The 18,834-nt window shown below is 59.7% G+C and carries 15 protein-coding genes; 7 read left to right on the top strand and 8 right to left on the bottom strand.

Annotation, left to right across the window (positions count from 1 at the left end; genetic code table 11):
* Positions 1–219: 219 nt before the first annotated feature.
* The 3 genes from ACI3K0_RS17605 to ACI3K0_RS17595 all read left to right on the top strand — a co-directional run bounded on the left by ACI3K0_RS17605 (position 220) and on the right by ACI3K0_RS17595 (position 3,869).
* Positions 220–1,119 carry a DMT family transporter gene (locus tag ACI3K0_RS17605; RefSeq protein WP_404945814.1) on the top strand — a complete coding sequence of 300 codons (900 nt, stop codon included), beginning with the start codon at positions 220–222 and terminating at the stop codon, positions 1,117–1,119.
* Positions 1,120–1,196: 77 nt separating this feature from the next.
* Positions 1,197–2,213: a glycosyltransferase family 2 protein gene (locus ACI3K0_RS17600; RefSeq protein ID WP_404945813.1), complete on the top strand. Its 1,017-nt coding sequence runs from the start codon at positions 1,197–1,199 to the stop codon at positions 2,211–2,213.
* A gap of 9 nt (positions 2,214–2,222) precedes the next feature.
* Complete coding sequence (locus tag ACI3K0_RS17595; RefSeq protein ID WP_404945812.1) at positions 2,223–3,869, top strand: hypothetical protein; 1,647 nt, start codon at positions 2,223–2,225, stop codon at positions 3,867–3,869.
* Between the two features lie 17 nt (positions 3,870–3,886).
* Here ACI3K0_RS17595 and ACI3K0_RS17590 read toward each other — a convergent pair whose 3' ends face one another.
* The gene (locus ACI3K0_RS17590; protein ID WP_404945845.1) at positions 3,887–5,950 is read right to left on the bottom strand and encodes an ATP-binding protein; all 2,064 of its coding nucleotides are present in this window, start codon (positions 5,948–5,950) and stop codon (positions 3,887–3,889) included.
* A gap of 98 nt (positions 5,951–6,048) precedes the next feature.
* Entirely contained in the window at positions 6,049–6,648 is a 600-nt protein-coding gene (locus ACI3K0_RS17585) for a TetR/AcrR family transcriptional regulator (RefSeq protein ID WP_404945811.1), read from the bottom strand.
* Positions 6,649–6,807: 159 nt separating this feature from the next.
* Between ACI3K0_RS17585 and ACI3K0_RS17580 the strand changes: the two genes are divergently transcribed.
* Entirely contained in the window at positions 6,808–7,206 is a 399-nt protein-coding gene (locus ACI3K0_RS17580) for a RidA family protein (RefSeq protein WP_404945810.1), read from the top strand.
* A 417-nt stretch (positions 7,207–7,623) separates the two neighbouring features.
* On the opposite strand, the gene ACI3K0_RS17575 is transcribed toward ACI3K0_RS17580, so the two are convergent.
* From ACI3K0_RS17575 to ACI3K0_RS17550, 6 genes are all read right to left on the bottom strand, one after another.
* Positions 7,624–8,703 carry an enoyl-CoA hydratase/isomerase family protein gene (locus tag ACI3K0_RS17575; protein WP_404945809.1) on the bottom strand — a complete coding sequence of 360 codons (1,080 nt, stop codon included), beginning with the start codon at positions 8,701–8,703 and terminating at the stop codon, positions 7,624–7,626.
* 143 nt (positions 8,704–8,846) lie between these two features.
* The gene (locus ACI3K0_RS17570) at positions 8,847–12,014 is read right to left on the bottom strand and encodes an efflux RND transporter permease subunit (RefSeq protein ID WP_404945808.1); all 3,168 of its coding nucleotides are present in this window, start codon (positions 12,012–12,014) and stop codon (positions 8,847–8,849) included.
* Between the two features lie 28 nt (positions 12,015–12,042).
* Positions 12,043–13,206: an efflux RND transporter periplasmic adaptor subunit gene (locus ACI3K0_RS17565; protein WP_404945807.1), complete on the bottom strand. Its 1,164-nt coding sequence runs from the start codon at positions 13,204–13,206 to the stop codon at positions 12,043–12,045.
* Positions 13,207–13,265: 59 nt separating this feature from the next.
* On the bottom strand, positions 13,266–13,868 hold the full coding sequence (locus ACI3K0_RS17560; protein ID WP_183685270.1) for a TetR family transcriptional regulator: 603 nt from the start codon (positions 13,866–13,868) through the stop codon (positions 13,266–13,268).
* 162 nt (positions 13,869–14,030) lie between these two features.
* On the bottom strand, positions 14,031–14,303 hold the full coding sequence (locus tag ACI3K0_RS17555) for a DUF4242 domain-containing protein (RefSeq protein ID WP_148143109.1): 273 nt from the start codon (positions 14,301–14,303) through the stop codon (positions 14,031–14,033).
* Positions 14,304–14,347: 44 nt separating this feature from the next.
* On the bottom strand, positions 14,348–14,899 hold the full coding sequence (locus tag ACI3K0_RS17550; RefSeq protein ID WP_404945806.1) for a hypothetical protein: 552 nt from the start codon (positions 14,897–14,899) through the stop codon (positions 14,348–14,350).
* A gap of 181 nt (positions 14,900–15,080) precedes the next feature.
* On the opposite strand from ACI3K0_RS17550, the gene ACI3K0_RS17545 reads away from it, so the two are divergent.
* From ACI3K0_RS17545 to ACI3K0_RS17535, 3 genes are all read left to right on the top strand, one after another.
* Positions 15,081–16,217, top strand: a complete 1,137-nt coding sequence (locus tag ACI3K0_RS17545) for a helix-turn-helix transcriptional regulator (RefSeq protein ID WP_404945805.1) — start codon at positions 15,081–15,083, stop codon at positions 16,215–16,217.
* Positions 16,218–16,385: 168 nt separating this feature from the next.
* The gene (locus ACI3K0_RS17540; protein ID WP_394353624.1) at positions 16,386–18,323 is read left to right on the top strand and encodes a PAS domain S-box protein; all 1,938 of its coding nucleotides are present in this window, start codon (positions 16,386–16,388) and stop codon (positions 18,321–18,323) included.
* Positions 18,324–18,389: 66 nt separating this feature from the next.
* Positions 18,390–18,683, top strand: a complete 294-nt coding sequence (locus ACI3K0_RS17535; protein WP_404945804.1) for a BON domain-containing protein — start codon at positions 18,390–18,392, stop codon at positions 18,681–18,683.
* The last annotated feature ends 151 nt before the right edge of the window (positions 18,684–18,834 follow it).

The raw sequence follows: 18,834 nt of genomic DNA, 5'->3' as shown, positions 1-18,834 counted from the left end.
GGCAAGCGCGAGAAATCGCCCTCCTCTGCCCGCGCCCGTCTTAGAAATTCCGTCCATTTTTCGCCACATTCGGCAACGGTTGTGCCTGCGCTCGATATTTTCTTGCCCGCGACAAGAAATCGGTTCCGGCTGGACAGGCCGGTCTGGCGAAGCGATGCACAACCGTATAGGACCGGGATGCAGCCCTCCTGCCCTTTTCGACAGCCCGGCTTGCTTCCCTTGTCCGCATTCCTTGCCGAAGTCGTCACCCACATGAAGAACAAGAGCATTGGCTATTTCTACGTCCTGCTGGCCATAACCATTTTCGCCATTCAGGACGGATGCTCCAAATACCTTGCCGACAAATATCCGGTCATCGGCTTCACGATGATCCGCTTCTGGGCTTTTGCGGCCTTTGTCATCGTCTTCGCTGCGTTCTCCCCCGGCGGGTTACGCAAGGCGTTCGTCAGCCGCAGACCTTTCCTGCAGATGCTGCGTGGGCCGCTGCTGGTGCTCGAAATCTTTATCGTCGTTTATGCCTATACCGGGGCAGGCTTGGCCATGACCCAGGCAATCCTTCAGGCGACGCCACTTATCATTACCATCCTCTCTGTGCCGCTCCTGGGGGAAAAAGTCGGCTGGCGGCGTGGCACCGCGATCGTGGTCGGCCTTTTCGGCGTGCTGATCATCCTCAATCCGGTCGGCGTCCGGTTCGATCTCCAGCTGCTCTGGCCACTGGCAGGCGCACTGGCCTTCGGTCTCTACGGCATCTCCACCCGCGCTGTCGGCCGCGAGGATTCAGCCGTCACCAGCGTGCTTTATACCGGCGTCTTCGGCGCGATCGTCGCGACTGCGATCGGCCCGTTCTACTGGGTTCCTATCGCGCCGGAACACTGGCCGGCCCTGTTTGCGCTCTGCGTCTGCGGGGCGACCAGCCACTTCTTCCTGATCAAGGCCTATTCGACGCTGACTGCCGTCGAAGTCCAGCCACTCACCTATCTGCAGATCGTGCTCAGCGTCGCTGTCGCAACCATCTTCTTCGGCGAAACGATCACGATCAATATGATCGTCGGCGCCATTATCGTCGTTGCGGCCGGTTTGTTCACCGTCTTTCGGGAGCACAGGCTCGGGATCAAATAACATCGACAGCATATGTCGGTGGCAACCGGACATAGCAAAGTAATTCTATCTTAAGCGGCAAAAACTATTCTGGTTGCATGACCAGAGCCGAGCTGTCCGTCGTCGTCCCCTGCTTCAACGAAGAGGCTGTACTGGAAGAGTTTTCCGGCAGAATGTCGCGGGCCTGTGCCGCGGTCACCCGGGACTATGAGATCGTCTTTGTCGATGACGGATCGTCCGACCGCACATGGCCGATGATAGAAACGCTTTCTCAAAATGATCCCCGCATCGTCGGCGTCCAGCTTTTCCGCAATCACGGACACCAGCTGGCAGCCACAGCCGGACTTTCCATTGCGGCGGGAAATCGCGTTCTCCTGATCGACGCCGACCTTCAGGACCCTCCCGAATTGCTGCCTTTAATGGCAAAGCTTATGGATGAAGGTTACGATGTCGTTTATGGGAAACGCATTGCCCGCGCCGGAGAGACCACATTCAAGCGACTGACAGCAACTGTCTTTTATCGTTTGCTGAACAGGCTCTCGTCGGTTGCCATTCCGGAAGATACGGGCGATTTCAGGCTGATGTCCCGCCCGGTCGTCGATATCCTAAACAATATGCCCGAAAGGCACCGCTTCATTCGCGGCATGGTCAGCTGGATCGGCGGGCGACAGGCCGCCTTTCCCTATGCACGGGATGCGCGTTTTGCCGGTGAAACCAAATATCCGCTGCGCAAGATGATCTCGCTTGCCATCGACGCCCTGACCAGCTTCTCCACCAAGCCGCTGCGCGCCGCCGTCTGGCTTGGCCTTATGTCGTCGCTGTTCGCCTTCGCCATCCTGTTCTACGCCGTGTTCCAGTGGTCGGTCGGCAATGTCGTACCGGGCTGGGCCAGCTCCGTCGTCGCGATTTCCTCCTTTTCCGGCACGCAGCTCTTCGTCATGGGCGTGTTCGGCGAATATCTCGGCCGTGTCGTTCAAGAGGTTAAGGGCCGCCCCCTGTTCACCATCGGCAAGATCTGCCGCAAGGACGCGATGGCGGAAACCCCAGGTGACATCCAGAGCCTCAGGAACGCCGTGGCCGAATATCCGCGATCGGAAAACCGCATTTCTCGCTAGGGAGCAAGTATGACGATGACACCGGAAACGGATGACATCGCGACAACGACGGCTGGCGAAAGGAAAGCCGCCCGCGTTTCCGATCGACGGATCGTGGCTCTCATCATTCTCGTCGCGCTCATTTCACTGATCCCGGTCCTTTCGGTACGCTTTCCGCCGATGACCGATTATGCCAACCACTATGTACGGCTCTGGCTTCTCGCCGGCGGCATCGAGCGTCCGATGATGTCGCAATTCTACCAGATCGACTGGGACGTTGCCTGGACCAATATTGCCATCGACCTTCTGGCCTTCGTACTCGGCAAGATCGCAACGATGGATTTCATCGCCCCCTTCGTCCTCGGGCTGGCCCTTCTCCTGCCGCCGATCGGCGTCACGCTGCTCAATCGCAAGCTCTTCGGCGGCTTTCACTGGTGGCAGTTGCTCTGCTTCGCACTGGCCTGGAATGCCGTCCTTCTCTTCGGCTTTCTGAGCTTTTCGATCAGCCTTGGGCTTGCTTTGGTCTTTGCCTATCTCGATGAATGCTTAAAGCATCGCGGTCTTGCCATCGTCCTTGCGCTGCGAGCAATCTGCGCAGCGATCCTTCTGACCGCACATCCATTCGGCCTTCTGTTCTACACCGCGCTGCTGGCAGCACTGGCTTTCGGGCCATCGGCCGCCCCTCTGCGGCAAGCCCAAACGTTTGCTGCCGCCACGGGCCGGATGATGCTCGCGATCATCCCCGTTTTCCTGCCGCTGGTCATCTTTCTTCTGTTCGGCCCTTCATTGCCAGGTCAGGCAGATACATCTCTGCTCGACAGCATGCACTGGGACAATCCGTCAGCCATACGCTCGCTGCAGGTTCTGCTCATCTATTTCAGAACCTATGATGCGCGCATCGATATGATCTACCTGGCGCTTTTTATCGTGCTTGTCAGGGAAACCATCCGGTACAGGACCATGACCGTGCATTGGGGTCTCGTACTGGTTGCGATCGTCACCGGCATTCTGTCGATGTTCATGCCGACGAGTGTCTTGTCGACCGGAGGCATGGACGTCCGCCTGCCATGCATGATGACCCTTGCTGTAGCAGCAGGATTAAGGCCGCAGGTGAAGGGACGATTGTCATCCCTGACATTGCCGCTAGTCCTTATTCTTGTCGTATCCCGTACGGTTTACATCGAATATGTATGGCTGCAGCGAAACGCGGATATCGCCGCGGTGGAACGGGCACTGCAACATGTCGAGCCCGGCAGTGCAGTTCTGCCTGCGCATGCCCAGACAGCCCCCGAAGATCTGATGAACATGCCGGTTGGGCGCATCGTCGGCAACATGTTTCCGAGCTATATCCATTACCCCGCGCTGGTAAGCTTCGAGCGGGATGCCTTCATGCCATATCTGTTCACCGCGGCCGGCAAACAGCCCCTGCGCGTCAGAGAACCCTGGCAGGAGATTGCCGTGCCGGAAGGCATCCCAATCCCCACCGATATGCTCAACGAACCGGCACCGGACTATGCACCCTATATGGCTGACTGGAAGAGCCGCTTCGACTATGTGCTGGTGCTGAATGCGGATATGGCCAGCCCGAACCATCCGATGCCGGTAATCGACAACGTTCATCCGGTCGCCGACGAAGGTTTTGCAAGCCTCTACCGCATCGAGCATCCGAGCCCGTAACGGCAATGACCGCCGGCCTATTCCGACAGCAGATCCTTTACCCGCCGCGCAAAAGCATCGCTGAGGAACGGCTTGGTCATCACATGCATGCCATGCTCCAGGTGGCCGTGGTTCAGCACAGCGTTTTCGGCATAACCGGTGACGAACAGCACCTTGAAGTCGGGCCGCTCCGCACGCACCGCATCCGCCAGCTGCCTCCCGTTCATGCCGCCAGGCAGACCGACATCGGTTACCAGGAGATCGATCGGCTGGCCTGAATTGATGATCTTCAGCGCCGTCGGCGCATCACCGGCCTCAAGTACGTGATAGCCAAGCTCTTCGAGTATCTCGACGGCCACCATGCGCACCAGCGGCTCGTCATCGACCACCAGGATAGTTTCGTGCTCGGCGGAGTGCGGTGTTGCGGTCACATCGACCACATCCTCCTCACCCACGTCATCGGCAAGATGGCGCGGCAGGTATATGCAGATCATCGTTCCCTTGCCAGGTTCCGAATAAATCCGCGCCGTACCACCGGATTGACCGGCAAAACCATGCACCATGGAAAGGCCAAGACCCGTACCCTGCCCGATCGGCTTGGTCGTGTAGAACGGATCGAAGGCGCGCTCGACGATTTCCGGCGACATGCCCGTCCCGGTGTCGCTGACGCAGAGCGACACATATTGTCCGGGCGGAAGACCGCGCTGGCGGCCAGCCCGCTCGTCGAACCAGCGATTGGATGTCTCGATCGTCAGCTTGCCACCGTCGGGCATCGCATCGCGTGCATTGATACACAGGTTGAGCAAAGCATTTTCGAGCTGCCCAACATCCACGAATGTGGTCCAGAGCCCACCGGCAAATGCAGTCTCCACATGGATTGTCGGCCCGACGCTGCGGGTAATCAGGTCCTGCATGCCAGAAACAAGGCGGTTGAGAAGCACCGGCTTCGGATCGAGCGTCTGCCGGCGTGAAAAGGCGAGCAGCCGCTGCGTCAGGCCAGCGGCGCGTTTGGCAGCCCCCTGCGCACCAGTAAGATAACGATCAAGGTCACTGATCCGACCCTGCGCCAGTCGCGTCTGCATCAACTCAAGCGAGCCGGAAATCCCGGCCAGCAGGTTGTTGAAATCATGCGCCAGCCCGCCGGTCAGCTGGCCAACCGCCTCCATCTTCTGGGAGTGGCGCAACTGTTCTTCGGCACGCATCAGCTCGGCTGTACGCTCGGCCACGCGCTGCTCCAGCGTCTCGTTCAGCGCCTTGAGGTCAGAAGTCGCCTTGTCGCGCTCTGCCTCGACCGAACGTCGCTGTTCTATGTCGATCAGCACGCCGGGAAAATTCAGGGCTTTCCCGTCCGGTCCCAGTTCTACTCGACCATTTGCTTCGAGCCAGTAATAGTTCCCGTCGTGTCGCCTCGTGCGATATTGATGGATATACGAGCCACCGCGCTTCAAGGCATCGGCAATTGCCTCCAACAGCCCCGCCCTGTCGTCGGGATGGACCGTTTCTGTAACCTGGTCGAGCGTTAGATTGCTGTGGCCGAGTCCCGGATCCAGTCCGAAGGCGGTCGCCAGAGCGTCGTCTCCGGTGAAGCGGTCGGCCTGCACATCCCAGAACCAGGTGCCGATGATAGCACCTGCGGCGAGTGCGAGCTGTACCCGCTGAACGTTTCGACGAGCCACCGCCTCGCTGGCACGCAATGCTTCCTCGGCCTGTTTGCGAGCGGTGATGTCGCGGAACATGACCGAGACCTGCCTTAGGCTCGCAGGCTCCACCCGTGAACTCGACACCTCTATGTGCCGGCCGATCGCCTCGAATTTCTGCTCGAAGCGAACCGTCTTGCCGGTCTTCAGCACATCGCCGTAAAGAGTAATCCACTTGTCCGCTGCATCGGGCTCGATCTCCCGCAGCCTTTTCCCGACGATATCGGCAATCCCCGTCTGCCGTTCATAACCGGTATTGGCTTCGATATGAACATAGTCGCTTAGCGGCCCATGCGGACCGTCGATAAACTCGATGATGCAGAAACCTTCGTCGATCGCCTCGAAAAGCGCGCGATATCGCGCTTCGCTCCGGAAAAGGGCATCGTCATCCGGAAAATGAAGCATTTCGTCAGAACTCAAGGACAGATCCTCTTAACGGCGATGGACGTGAATACCATAACGCCGAAACAAGGAAATCGGTTGCCAGCCAACAAATATCGCGACTACGCCTTCAATCCGCCCGCCATCATCGCAAAAGCTTCCACCGCCTTGGGCAGCACCTCCGCCGGGTTGTCGCTTGCTGCGACCCAGAGCGCGGCGTTGAGCGCCGCACCGTTTAGCAACCGCGACGCGGCCTCGATATCGACGGGCTTCATCACCCCGCTTTCGACCAGAGACCGCACCCCCTTGCGCGTCTCGGCAAGGCAGCTGTTCTGGCTCGGCCACTGCGACGGATCGCCAAGCACCGCCGGCCCGTCGAGCAGCACGATCCGCTGGATTTCCGGGTCGAGCGCCATCTCGATATAGGCCGCTCCTTCGGCGAGCAGCGCCTGCCAGATATCTCCCTCGTCGCCGCCTGCCTTCTTCGCTGCAATCTCTCGGGCACGGGCCGCCATCTCCCCGTCGAGCCGATCTACAACCGCCGCCAGCAGACCACGCTTGTCGCCGAAATTATGATAGAGCGCCCCGCGCGTCAGCCCGGCCTCCGCCGTCAGATCGTCCATCGAGGCATGCGCGTAACCCCTTTCCGCAAAGGCCTTACGCGCTGCAGCGATCAGTTTCGCGCGGTTCTCTTCCATCTTTTCCAGACGTTTTCCAGCCATGACGGACTCCGGATTTCAGATACGATGCGTATATGAACTTGACATACGATGCGTATGCGACCACCTTACATACGAGCCGTATATCAAATTCGCCCCCGGCTTGTGAAGTCGCATTCCATCGGATGCGCGATTCCAGAAATTGCAAGGAAAGGTCAAATCATGACAAAGCGCGAAACCATTTTCCCACCGAACCGCCACGCCCTTTATGAGCAGCACGGTTATTCCGCCGCCATCCGCTCCGGCGATCTCCTGTTCATCTCGGGCCAGGTCGGCAGCCGTGAGGACGGCACCCCGGAACCGGATTTCAAGGCCCAGGTCGAACTCGCCTTCGACAATCTCAAATCCGTCCTGAAGGCCGCCGGCGCCGGGCTGGACGACATCATCGACGTCACCACCTTCCACACCGACCCGGACAACCAGTTCAGCACGATCATGGAGGTGAAGAGCCGCATTTTCCCAGCAGCCCCCTATCCCAACTGGACCGCCATCGGCACCACCTGGCTCTCCGGCTTCGATTTCGAAATCAAGGTCATCGCCCGCATTCCGCAATCGGCCTGACACGCCGCCGACATTCAGGCCGGCATGATATCAGCCAAACAATGAGCGGGGATGATATGACCGGACCTGGAAATTATTCGCCTTGTCCCGAAAGGACTTGGCCCGAATGCAGGATCAATTTCATCCTCGCGCCGGGCAATAGCGCGACAATCTCCCCGTCATCGGATGGGAACCGGCCTCGCGAACCGGCCCTCGTTCAACGGGTCGCAGACCGGTTTCCGATGATGGTCGAGGAATGCGGTCGAACGGGAACTGACAAGTCTCGGGAAAACCGGATGAACCGGCCGGGGCAGGCAGACCAAGATCTACCTCATACCCCAATACCCACTGCCTGCCCCCATTCCCGCTTCAACCACGTTGGCTTTGCCTGCGTGGGTGTAGGTGCTTGCGGCCATAGCCCCTCGCTCTGAGCCAGAGCTACAACCGGTGATCCGCAAACAACGGCGCATGCCCGCCGACGAAATACCGATCCAGCTCCGCCTCCGTCACCTCGGAAAGCGTCGCAGGCTGCCATTGCGGATTGCGATCCTTGTCGATCACCGCAGCACGCACGCCCTCATAGAAATCGCGGTTGCGTAGAAGCTCCGAAGCGACGGTGAATTCCCGCTCCAGGCATTCCACCAGGCTTGAGCTTTTCCGCCCGGCACGCAGCAATCTCAGCGTCAGTTTGAGGCTTGTCGGCGAACGCTTGGCGATCACGCCCCGCGTGAACTCGGCGAAATCGCCTTCTTCCCTGTCCAATGCCGCAAGGATCTCTTCGATAGTATCGAAGGAAAACACCCGGTCGATCAGCGCCCGCTGCGCTTCAAGCCTGCTCTCTCCCGGCGCAGTCGAAAACCTGCCGATCACCGCAGCCACATCCGCGTCCGACGCCCCGGCACGGAGTGCGCTCAGCGCTTCTGTCATCGCACCGAGCTGTTCCGAAGGCACATGGTAATCCGCGAAACCTGCATAGATCGCGTCCGCGGCACCGACGACCTCGCCGGTCAGACCCATCCACGTCCCTGCCTCACCCGGCGCACGCGGCAAAAGCCAAGTCGCACCGACATCGGGCACGTAACCGATCCCGGTTTCCGGCATCGCAAGCTTCGTCCGTTCGGTAACGATCCGGTGCTTTCCATGCGACGAGACGCCGACGCCGCCACCCATGACGATGCCGTCCATCACTGCCACATAGGGTTTGGGATAACGCGCGATCGTGTAGTTGATCGGAAATTCCTCGCGCCAGAACCGGGTAACTTCCGGATCATGCGCCTTGCCGAGCTGATAGATGGCCCGGATATCACCGCCGGCGCAAAGCCCACGCTCGCCCTCGCCCATCAAGATAACGCAGGAAATCTCAGGGCTCCCGGCGAAGCGCTCCATCGCCGGCTTCATCGCATGCACCATGGCAAGGTTGAGGCTGTTCAGCGCCTTCGGCCTGTTGAGCCTGATGATCGCCGCCGACCCGATGCGGTCGAAAAGGATTTCGTCGGTCTGAACTGCGCTGTCGCTCATGCCTGCCTCAGGATGTAATTGACGGTTCCCGATCATAACGGGCGGCAAAGCGGTGAGGCCAGACAAAATATCGGACCGGATTGCCGCATCGGCGAGATAGACGGAGCGAAGGCGCCTGCCTGAACAGGCCGGCGCCCAAGCTCTTATTCCGCAGCCATCGGTAGATCCCGACGACCTTCGAACAGATCACCCTGATTGGCAGGCGGCTTCTCGTTTTCGCCCGCCTTCACCTTCGGCTCGCGGCCGAAGAACAGGGCGTAACCCGCAGGCAGGACCAGGATGGTCAGCACGGTGGCGACCATGATACCGCCCATCATCGCATAGGCGAGCGGTCCCCAGAACAGACCCCAGGAAATCGGGATCAGCGCCAGCACCGCCGTCATTGCGGTCAGCATGATCGGCCGAAAACGGCGCACGGCAGCGCCGATGATCGCCTCCTGACGATGCATGCCCGCCGCAATATCCTGGTCGATCTGGTCGATCAGGATGATCGAGTTGCGGATGATGATGCCGAGCAACGCGATGACACCGAGGATCGCCACGAAGCCGAAAGGCGCGCCGGTGATCAACAGCGCCATTGCAGCGCCGATGATGCCGAGCGGACCGGTGGCCAGCACCAGCATCGCCTTGCCGAAATGCCTCAGCTGCATCATCAGGAGCAACATGATGACGAGCAGCATGATCGGCGCCTTGGCGGCAATCGATGCCTGACTTTCGGCAGCATCCTCCGCGCCACCCTGGATCTCGATCTTGTAACCGGCCGGAAGTGCAGATCTCAGGTCGGCGATGGAATTGTAGAAGTTGATCGATGCCTGGGTCGACTCGATACCATCAGGCAGCGTTGCCTTGACGGTGATCGTCGGCAGGCGGTCGCGCCGCCATTCGATCCCCTGCTCCATGACGGGCACGACTTCAGCGATCTGCGACACCGGCACGAAGCCACCAAAATCGGTCGGCACATAGACCGACTGCACGGCAGAGAGCAGGTCGCGGGTCGCATCCGGTTCGCGCAGGACGATCGAGACTGTTTCCTCGCCATCGCGGAAATCGGCAAGTGGAGCACCGGCGGTTGCAGCCTGCAGCATTTGCCGCACGCGCTGAGACGAGACGCCGAGCGCACGGGCGCGGTCCTGATCGATGACCAGCTTCATGCCCGGCACCGGCTCCATCCAGTCGTCGTGGATCGAACCGAAAAGCGGGTTCTGGTGGTAACGCTCCTTCACCTGATCGGCGATACGGCGCACTTCAGCCTTGTCGGGACCGATGACGCGCATCTGCACAGGCCAGCCGGTCGGCGGGCCGAGGAACAGGCGGTCGACCTTGCTGCGCACGGTCGGGAAATCGTCGGCCAGTATCTGCCGCAACTTGACGATCATCCGCTCGCGCTCTTCCAGCCCCTTGGACATGATCAACAGCTGGGCATAGTTCGGGTTGCGAAGCTGCTGGTCGAGCGGCAGGAAGAAGCGCGGTGCGCCTTCACCGATAAAGGTGGCGATGAAGGTCTTGTCCTGATCGGGCATGATCTTGTCTTCGAGCGCCTTGGCCTGACGTTCCACTTCCTCGATCGCGGTCCCTTCCGGCAGCCACATGTCGACCAGGATTTCCGGCCGCGACGATTGCGGGAAGAAGCTCTGCGGAATGAACTGGAACGACCACAGGCTGCCGGCAAAGATGCCGAGCGTGGAGAGAAGGATAATCGCCTTGTGGCGGACGGCCCAGGTCACCGCATGCCGCACGCCGCGATACATCCGCGTATCATAGGCGTCGTGATGATGGCCTGTCCCCGCATGGGCGCGCTGCTTCAACAGCATGTAGCCGAGCCAAGGCGTGAAATAGACCGCTACGAACCACGACACGACCAGCGCGATGCCGACCACATAGAACAGCGAACGCACATATTCACCGGCGGTCGAATCCGCGAAGCCTACCGGAATGAAGCCGGCGGTGGTGATCAGCGTGCCGGTCAGCATCGGGAAGGCGGTGGAGGAATAGGCGAAGGTCGCAGCCTCGAGCCGCGGAAGCCCCTCTTCCAGCTTCCGCTCCATCATCTCGACCACGATCATCGCGTCGTCGACCAGCAAGCCGAGAGCAATGATCAGCGCGCCGAGCGAGATACGCTGCAGCTCGATGCCGAGATAATACATGATGGCGAGCGTTGCTGCGAGTACCAGCGGAATGGCGATCGCGATCACGATGCCCGAGCGCCAGCCGATCGAGATCAGCGAGACGACGAGCACGATTGCCAGCGCCTCCATCAGTGCCTGGGTAAATTCGCCGACAGCTTCGGTCACGACTTCCGGCTGGTTGGAAATCTGGTGCACTTCGGCACCGATCGGCAGCGTTTCGGCAAACCGCTCGTACATTGCCTCGACGTTGTGGCCGACATCCGTCACCTTGAAGCCGTTCGCCATGACGATGCCCAGCTGCACGCTGTCATGTCCATTGAAACGGAACTTGCGCTCATAGGGATCGACCAGCCCGTCCTTGACGGTGGCGATATCGCCGAGCCGGATGACCTGGTTGCCGGTCTTGATCCTCAGTTCGCGAATATCCTCCGGCGTCGTCACGCCGCCCTCGACAGAGATGCGCACCGAACGGTCGGCAGTCTGGACGCTGCCGGATGCATCGATATCGTTCTGGCCGGCGAGTGCCGTCTGGATGTCGGTGACGGTCAGGCCACGCTCGGCAAGCGCCTTGGAGGAAACGTCGATGAAGATCTTCTGCGGCTGGTCGCCGAGAATGGTCGCCTTTTCGACACCCGGCACGGTGAGCAGCATGTCACGCGCCTGGATGGCGAACTTCTTCAGCTCCGGATAACCGTAACCGTCGCCGGTAATTGCATGCAGGGTGATATAGGTGTCACCGAATTCGTCGTTGAAATAGGGGCCGCGCAGCCCGGTCGGCAGGTCCTGCTTGATGTCGCTGATCTTCTTGCGCACCTGGTAGAAGGCGTCGGCGACTTCCTGAGCATTCGTATCGCCCTTGACCTGGATGGTCGAGATCGAGAAACCCGCGCGCGTGTCGGACTTGATCCAGTCAAGATGCGGGGTTTCCTGCAGCTTGCGCTCGATCTTGTTGACCACCTGGTTCTGCATCTCGTCGACCGAGGCGCCCGGCCAGGCGCTCTGCACAACCATGACGCGGAAGGTGAAGTCGGGATCTTCCTTCTGCCCCATGTTCATGATGCCGAGCGCACCCATAACGATGATGAGGCCGAACAGGAAGCGCGCGATGCTCGGATGGCCGATCGCCCAGCGCGACAGGTTGAAACCGCCCTTTTGCTGCGGATGTGCCTGATTGGAGGAACTCATTGGCGTTGTCCTTTTCAGCGCAGGGCGATTAAGGCTGTATCGAAGCAGTGGACTGGGTCGAAACGCTGCCGAAGCGTGACGCAACCGTCTCGGGCAGTTTGACCTTCAACCCGTCCCGCATGAACTGGGTACCGGCAGAGACCACGAGGTCACCCTTGGCAAGCCCTTCCGAGATGCGGGCGACACTGTCGCCATAACCGGCGACCTTGACGGCGCGGGAACTGACCTCGCCCTTGTCGCGCTCAACGATCCAGACAACCGGCTTGCCGTCCTTCTGGGCAAGCGCTGCGAGCGGCACGCCGAAGGTCGGCACCACATTGTCCTCGACCGCATCGATCGTTGCCGTCATGCCGATCAGCACACGGTCGTCGGCTGGAAGGCTGACGCGGACGGCAAAGGTACGGGACTGCGCATCGGCGCTGCCGGCAACTTCGCGAACCTTGCCCTCAAGCACCAGATCCCTTGTCGACCAGAAGCTGGCCTTGACCGCCTTGCCCGGCTTGAAATGCACGATATCCGTTTCCGGCACCGCAATCTGCACTTCCTTCTCGCCATCGACGGCAACGGCAACCACCGTCGTTCCGGCGCTGACAACCTGGCCGACATCAGCGCTGACAGTCGTCACGATGCCGTTCTGCGTTGCCTTCAGCTCGGTATAGGCAACCTGGTTCTGCGCTTCTTCGAGCGCCGATTCAGCCGATTGCAGCTGTGATTGCGCCTGATCGGCGGCAAGTTGCGCCTGTTCGAGCTGCGATTGCGAGGTCACGCTCTTTTCCGCCAGCGTTTCGGCGCGCTTGCGGGCAAGCCCGGTAATCTCAACCTGCTTCTGCGCCGAGGTAAGATCGGCATCTGCGCGACGGACCGAAAGCTGGTAATCGACCGCATCAAGCCTTGCGAGAATGGTGCCGGGCTCAACCCGGTCACCCACATCGACAAGGCGCTCGGTGATCTTGCCGGCAACGCGGAAGCCGAGGTTCATCTCGGTTCTGGCGCGCACCGAGCCCGAATAGACGAGGCTGCGGCCGATCTCCGGTCCACCGATCTCGACGACCTTAACCGGTCGGACGGGATCAGGTGCCTCAACCTTTTTCTCTTCCGAGCAGGCCGTAAGGGCGCTGAGAGCGACTGCGACAAGCAGCCCTTTTGCGAAAACGCAAGAACGTCGAATTTGGATCACGGACATGGCCCCCACTCCCGGTGGCGATTGAAGAAGGTGCCCTCAAGACACCGGCTATTGATTTCGAGGTGTTTCTATTTCAGCGCCCTGATGGCGAAATCGACCAGATCGGCCGGCGTCGTGCGACGGTTCTCGATCAGGCATTCGGCGATGATTTGCGGGTGACAGAGGGTCACCGTACTATCACAAAGACATTCCGCGGCAGCGTCTGCATCTTGAGCGCGAAACTCACCGGCGACAATACCCTCGCGGATGATGCCGGCAACGATCGCGCGCATCTGCATGATGTGGTCCTCGATCACCGACCACTGCTCCTGAATGGCGACGATTACCATCTCGTGCACCTTGTTCTCATGCAGCAGGGTCTCCACCGTGATGGCGTGCTGCTGCAGGAAATGGTCGCGTATTCGCTCTGCGGCACTCACAGGCCGCGCGGCATTTTCAAGCGCGACCGCACGGCCGGAATTCAACAGCCTGTCAGCCAGCGCCCGGTGAATTTCAGACTTGGACGAGAAGAACCGATAGATGTTTGCCGGCGACATCCCCAGATCCTTGGCGATGTCGGCAACATTCGTCTTCGAATAACCGTAGTGCTTGAACAGCCGCTCGGCCGCATCGAGAATCCGGGTGATGTTTTCCTGACGCACGGCTTCGGCCTGCATGTCGGCACTATCCATAAGCCCTCACAAATTACGACTGACGAATTTTATTTTTCGTCAGTCGTAATTCATAAAAGGAAAACTGTCAACATTGGCGCAGGCGGCAAAACCTCTGGCTGCAGGAGAAAGTCGGGTTGAACAAGTGGAGGGCGGCCCCTCGCCGGCCGCCCTCCACCGCGCTCACCGGCCCGAATGCGGTCCGATGAGGCCGGTGATCTCCGTCACGCGGTCCGCAGGGAACCCGCCCTCTCTGGCGTGACGATAGATCGCCTCGGCGCTTTCGGCCTCGTGGACGCAATACATCTTGTCGCCCGTCACATAGCTGGTGATCCAGGTATAGGGCTCACCCAGCCCATCGACGACCGCGTTCGACTTGGCCGAAATTTCCTTCAGTGTCTGCTGGTCCATGTCTCCAAGACCAGGAATGTTTCGCTCGATAACGAACTGAGGCATAGGAATTCTCCTTGATGGAATAATGAGACGCCTGTCTGGCGCAATTACTGGACGTGACCGGCAGCGGTCGACAGCAGTGCCTGCCTTTTTGCCGGCCCGGGCGTCTCTGCCTGGGCATGAGCGTGCTCGCAGCTGACATTCGGATTGAAGTCGGCAAACGTGCCCTTGGGGTTTTTGCGCCAGGCCCAGACATGCAGCTCGTAGAAAGCCGGCAGTCCGTATCGATTGGGCGCTCCGGTCAGGCTGAACAACTGCCCCTCCAGATTGGCCGGACCTTTGGTCGTGATATATTCCACCGCCACCAATTCCATACGGCCATGCGTGTCCGGCTCGTACATCACGGCCTCTGGCCTGGAGAGATCGATAGCCTCGTCCTTGATCAGGTCGGCATTGACATAATGAATGCCCATCGCCCCGCCATCCACGCCACTCGTGCAGGGAATGGGCGAATAGCCTTCCTTCACCGCCTGTTTCACATCCTTGAACCGGGCATTTGCCTCCCGCACCTTGTCGGGCAGGCCGCCGCCCGCAACAGCCACCGCCGGCAAGGCGGCAGATACGAGAAGCATTGCCAACAACGTTTTTATTCGCGTCATGCGTGTCATCTCCAAAAAATGTGCTTGATGCCGGAACTCCCGTCCGGCCGGCGCAATTTCTAGGAAAGACGGCGCTCCGCGCATCTCCCGTGCGGGGGATGAACAATATTTTCCGAAACATTATCACAATTGCAGATTGTCAAGATTGACCGCCATGGCACGGCAGGCGCAGGATCATCGCATGGACCATAAACTGTCTGAAATCATCGGCGCGATTTACGACTGCGTCGCCAGCGAGGCGTCGTGGCCCAATGCCATGCGTCTGATCAACGAAAGGATTGACGGCTTTCTGACGACCATTGCGGTCTTCGATACGCAGACCCGATCCGCAAGCCTTGCGCAAATCGCCTGCGATGACGAGGAAGCCATACGCACCCTCATTCGATATGCGAAGGATGTGCCCTTCTTCCATCTGCTGCACCGGATGGAACTCGACGAACCGGATACGCTGGAGCGGATGTTCGCACTTTACGGCCCGGACGGCGAAGACATCTGGCAGCGCGGCGATCTCTATCGCAATTTCCATTCCCGCTACGGCGTTTTGAACTCGATCGACATGGCGATCCTGAAACGCCCGCAACGCGTCGGTACGATCAACATTTCGGTCAAATATCAACCGAAGGATCCGGCGATCTTCAATCTCCTTGGCCTGCTCGGCCCGCATATAAGGCGGGCGGTGACCATTCACGACATGCTAGAGATCGAGCGGGATCAGAGCGCGGTTCTTCGTCAGGTGATCAATGCACTCGACCATGCGGTCTTCATCGTCGCAGACGACATGTCGATCCTCTTTGCCAACGAGACTGCTGAAGCAAGACTGCGCGAACAACATGTCCTGCGTGCCCATGCCGGCAAATTGACCTGCCTGAATGAGTATGCCTGCAACGCATTATCGACCGCTGTCTTGCTTGGTGCGCGCGATGAAATCAGGCTCGGCGCCGCCGGCATCGACGTTCCGCTTGGCTCGAGCGAAAGGCCGGCAGTTGCGCATGTCCTGCCTCTCCAGCGCCGACGAGAGGGCGGTGGATACGAGCGCAATGCCGCCGCCGCAATTTTCGTAGCTGCCGCAGGAACCGTGACACAGACAGCACTGGAAGCCGTCGCGGCACTTTTTGCACTAACCCCGGCCGAACGTCGTGTCGTGGGCTATGTCGCCGAAGGCCTGACACGCAACCAGATTGCCGAAGCGCAGGGCGTCTCCGATGGAACGGTCAAATCCCAGTTGGGCGCGGTCTACGATAAGACAGGCGCTTCAGATCAGCGCAGCCTTCAGCAACTGATACGGGAATTGACGCCGCCAGTACAAAGAAACGTTTAGTAATGAGTTGTTCAAGTTAATGGCCGTTTTTCTGGCAGGCTATCGGATAAAGTGGTATCAGCAAGATACAGCGTAAATTGAGAAAATCCGCGGGAACGAAATTTCGGTTTGTGCGTTGGATAGCGCCCAGCCGCGAGAGAGTGCGGCTTCGGGGGGAACATGCATGCAATGATGGAAAGTCACGACGTTTCACTGCTCGACCAGGAGCGCTATCGGCTGCTGGTGGATGCAATCTCGGACTATGCCATCTACATGCTCGATCCATCCGGCCATGTCGTAAGCTGGAATGCCGGCGCACAGCGTTTCAAGGGTTATGAGGCGGCCGAAATCCTCGGCCACCATTTCTCTCGTTTCTACACCAATGAGGACCGCCTCGACCGTCTGCCGGAGCAGGCCATCGAAGCCGCGGTAGCCCACGGTCATTACGAAAGCGAAGGCTGGCGCATCCGCAAGGACGGCACCCGTTTCTGGGCTCATGCCATCATCGATCCGATCTGGGACCGTAACGGCCACCTGCTCGGTTTCGCCAAGGTGACGCGTGACCTGACGGAGCGAAAGAAAGCGGAAGCGGAGCTGCGGCTCAGCGAGGAAAAATTCCAGCTGCTCGTCAACGGCGTCAGCGACTATGCACTTTACATGCTCGATCCCGATGGCTTCGTCACCAACTGGAATGCCGGCGCCGCGCGCATCAAGGGATATACCGCTGACGAAGCGATCGGCAGGCATTTTTCCCACTTCTATACCGACGAGGACCAGGGGAAGGGTGAGCCCGAGCGCAATCTCGATATCGCCCGCCGTGTCGGCAGGGTCGAGCGGGAGGGGCTGCGCCAACGCAATGACGGTACCACTTTCTGGGCCCATGTCGTCATTGATGCCATCCGTGATGAAAGCGGAAATCTGATCGGCTTTGCCAAGATCACCCGCGACGTGACGGAAAAGGTCGAGGCGCAAAAGGCGCTGACCAAGACCCGTGAAGACCTGTTCCAGGCGCAGAAGATGGAGGCGATCGGCCAGCTGACCGGCGGTATCGCCCACGATTTCAACAACCTGCTGATGGCGATCATGGGCAGTCTCGAAATCCTGCGCAAGCGCATGCCCGACGACCCGACCCTTCGCCCGCTGATAGACAATGCGCTTCAGGGTGCGGAACGCGGCGCGGCCCTGACGCAGCGCATGCTCGCCTTTTCCCGCCGGCAGGAACTGAACATGCGGCCCGTCGACGTACAGTCGCTGGTCGCCGGCATGATGGATTTTCTCGAACGCTCGCTGCGTTCATCGATGCGTATCGAAACCCGCTTCCCACCGAACCTGCCACATGTCCTCACCGACGGCGTGCAGCTCGAAACCGCCCTGCTCAATCTTGTGGTCAATGCCCGCGATGCGATGGGCGAAGGCGGAACGGTGACGATCAGCGCAGAACGTCACCAAATTGGCGAAGAGGGTGGAAAACTCCGCAGCGGTGACTATCTGCGTATATGCGTCCGCGATACCGGCGAGGGCATGGATCCCGAGACGGTCGCGCGCGCGACGACCCCCTTCTTCACCACAAAGGGTGTCGGCAAGGGAACAGGATTGGGATTGTCGATGGTTCAGGGACTGACGGAACAATCGGGCGGCATGCTCTCGATCGAAAGCGTCAGGCATGAAGGCACCGCCGTGTCGCTCTTCCTGCCGACCATCGATGAAGAGGATTGCCCCAAGGAAAAGGCGCAAGCCCCGGGCAACGGCGAAAAGCTCGGCGATCGCCCGCTTATCGTGCTTGCCGTCGACGACGATGCGCTCGTGCTGATGAACACGACCCTGATGCTGGAAGATCTCGGCCACCAGGTGATCGAGGCCTATAGCGGCCCGGAGGCGCTGTCGGCATTGAGGCAGGAAGACAATCGCATCGATCTCGTCATTACCGACCATTCCATGCCGAAAATGACTGGCGCGCAACTCGCCGCCGAGATCGCCACAGAATGGCCGGGCCTGCCCGTCGTGCTTGCCACCGGTTATGCCGAACTGCCCGACGGCAGTGGCAGCCACCTGCCCCGACTGCCCAAACCTTTCTCGCAACAGCAGTTGAGCGAGATGATCGGCACGGTGACCGGAACCGGTGCCTGACAGGCAGGCGCTGAACCATTCTCCACGCCATGCGTTGTCCCCCGTTCCAACACGGGAGGCATCGACATGGTCTTCAAGCACCAGAAATTTTACGAAACACCACCGGAAATCGAGGTCGAGTTTCCGGGTCGGGCAGTGCTGGAAGCAGCCGTTTCCGACGCGCTCGCCTCGTCCGGCGGCATCGATGCAAGCGATGTCACGGTAACGGCAAGCGGCACGACCGTCACGCTTTCAGGCTCCGTTCTCAGACAGGAAGAGCTTGTCCGCGCGGACGAAATCGCTCGTAGTATCGAGGGTGTCACCAAGGTCAGGAATGACATCGCAGTGACCGGCCTCGATCAGGTTCAGCGCGGCATTTGATATCGCCAACAGGCCCTCTCGACACTCCGCATCAATCTGATCGAGAGGGACTGTAACGCTTTTTCTAAGATCGCCCGGATTTTTGGAACACGCATTGCCGCCAGCCGCGTAACGGCTGTGTAAGACTCATGACGATTTCAGCAAAAACCTA

The organism is Rhizobium sp. ZW T2_16 (assembly GCF_044987325.1).
Taxonomy (GTDB): domain Bacteria; phylum Pseudomonadota; class Alphaproteobacteria; order Rhizobiales; family Rhizobiaceae; genus Neorhizobium; species Neorhizobium cellulosilyticum.
Note: the sequence above shows the minus strand (reverse complement) of the source record. Positions and strands in the feature narration are given on the sequence as shown.

Excerpts from the sequence above, each read along its gene's own strand:
- ACI3K0_RS17600 (WP_404945813.1), top strand. The coding sequence starts at position 1,197 with ATGACCAGAGCCGAGCTGTCCGTCGTCGTCCCCTGCTTCAACGAAGAG.
- ACI3K0_RS17540 (WP_394353624.1), top strand. The coding sequence starts at position 16,386 with ATGATGGAAAGTCACGACGTTTCACTGCTCGACCAGGAGCGCTATCGG.
- ACI3K0_RS17595 (WP_404945812.1), top strand. The coding sequence starts at position 2,223 with ATGACGATGACACCGGAAACGGATGACATCGCGACAACGACGGCTGGC.
- ACI3K0_RS17550 (WP_404945806.1), bottom strand. The coding sequence starts at position 14,899 with ATGACGCGAATAAAAACGTTGTTGGCAATGCTTCTCGTATCTGCCGCC.
- ACI3K0_RS17560 (WP_183685270.1), bottom strand. The coding sequence starts at position 13,868 with ATGGATAGTGCCGACATGCAGGCCGAAGCCGTGCGTCAGGAAAACATC.
- ACI3K0_RS17580 (WP_404945810.1), top strand. The coding sequence starts at position 6,808 with ATGACAAAGCGCGAAACCATTTTCCCACCGAACCGCCACGCCCTTTAT.
- ACI3K0_RS17585 (WP_404945811.1), bottom strand. The coding sequence starts at position 6,648 with ATGGCTGGAAAACGTCTGGAAAAGATGGAAGAGAACCGCGCGAAACTG.
- ACI3K0_RS17555 (WP_148143109.1), bottom strand. The coding sequence starts at position 14,303 with ATGCCTCAGTTCGTTATCGAGCGAAACATTCCTGGTCTTGGAGACATG.
- ACI3K0_RS17570 (WP_404945808.1), bottom strand. The coding sequence starts at position 12,014 with ATGAGTTCCTCCAATCAGGCACATCCGCAGCAAAAGGGCGGTTTCAAC.
- ACI3K0_RS17575 (WP_404945809.1), bottom strand. The coding sequence starts at position 8,703 with ATGAGCGACAGCGCAGTTCAGACCGACGAAATCCTTTTCGACCGCATC.
- ACI3K0_RS17590 (WP_404945845.1), bottom strand. The coding sequence starts at position 5,950 with ATGCTTCATTTTCCGGATGACGATGCCCTTTTCCGGAGCGAAGCGCGA.
- ACI3K0_RS17535 (WP_404945804.1), top strand. The coding sequence starts at position 18,390 with ATGGTCTTCAAGCACCAGAAATTTTACGAAACACCACCGGAAATCGAG.
- ACI3K0_RS17545 (WP_404945805.1), top strand. The coding sequence starts at position 15,081 with ATGGACCATAAACTGTCTGAAATCATCGGCGCGATTTACGACTGCGTC.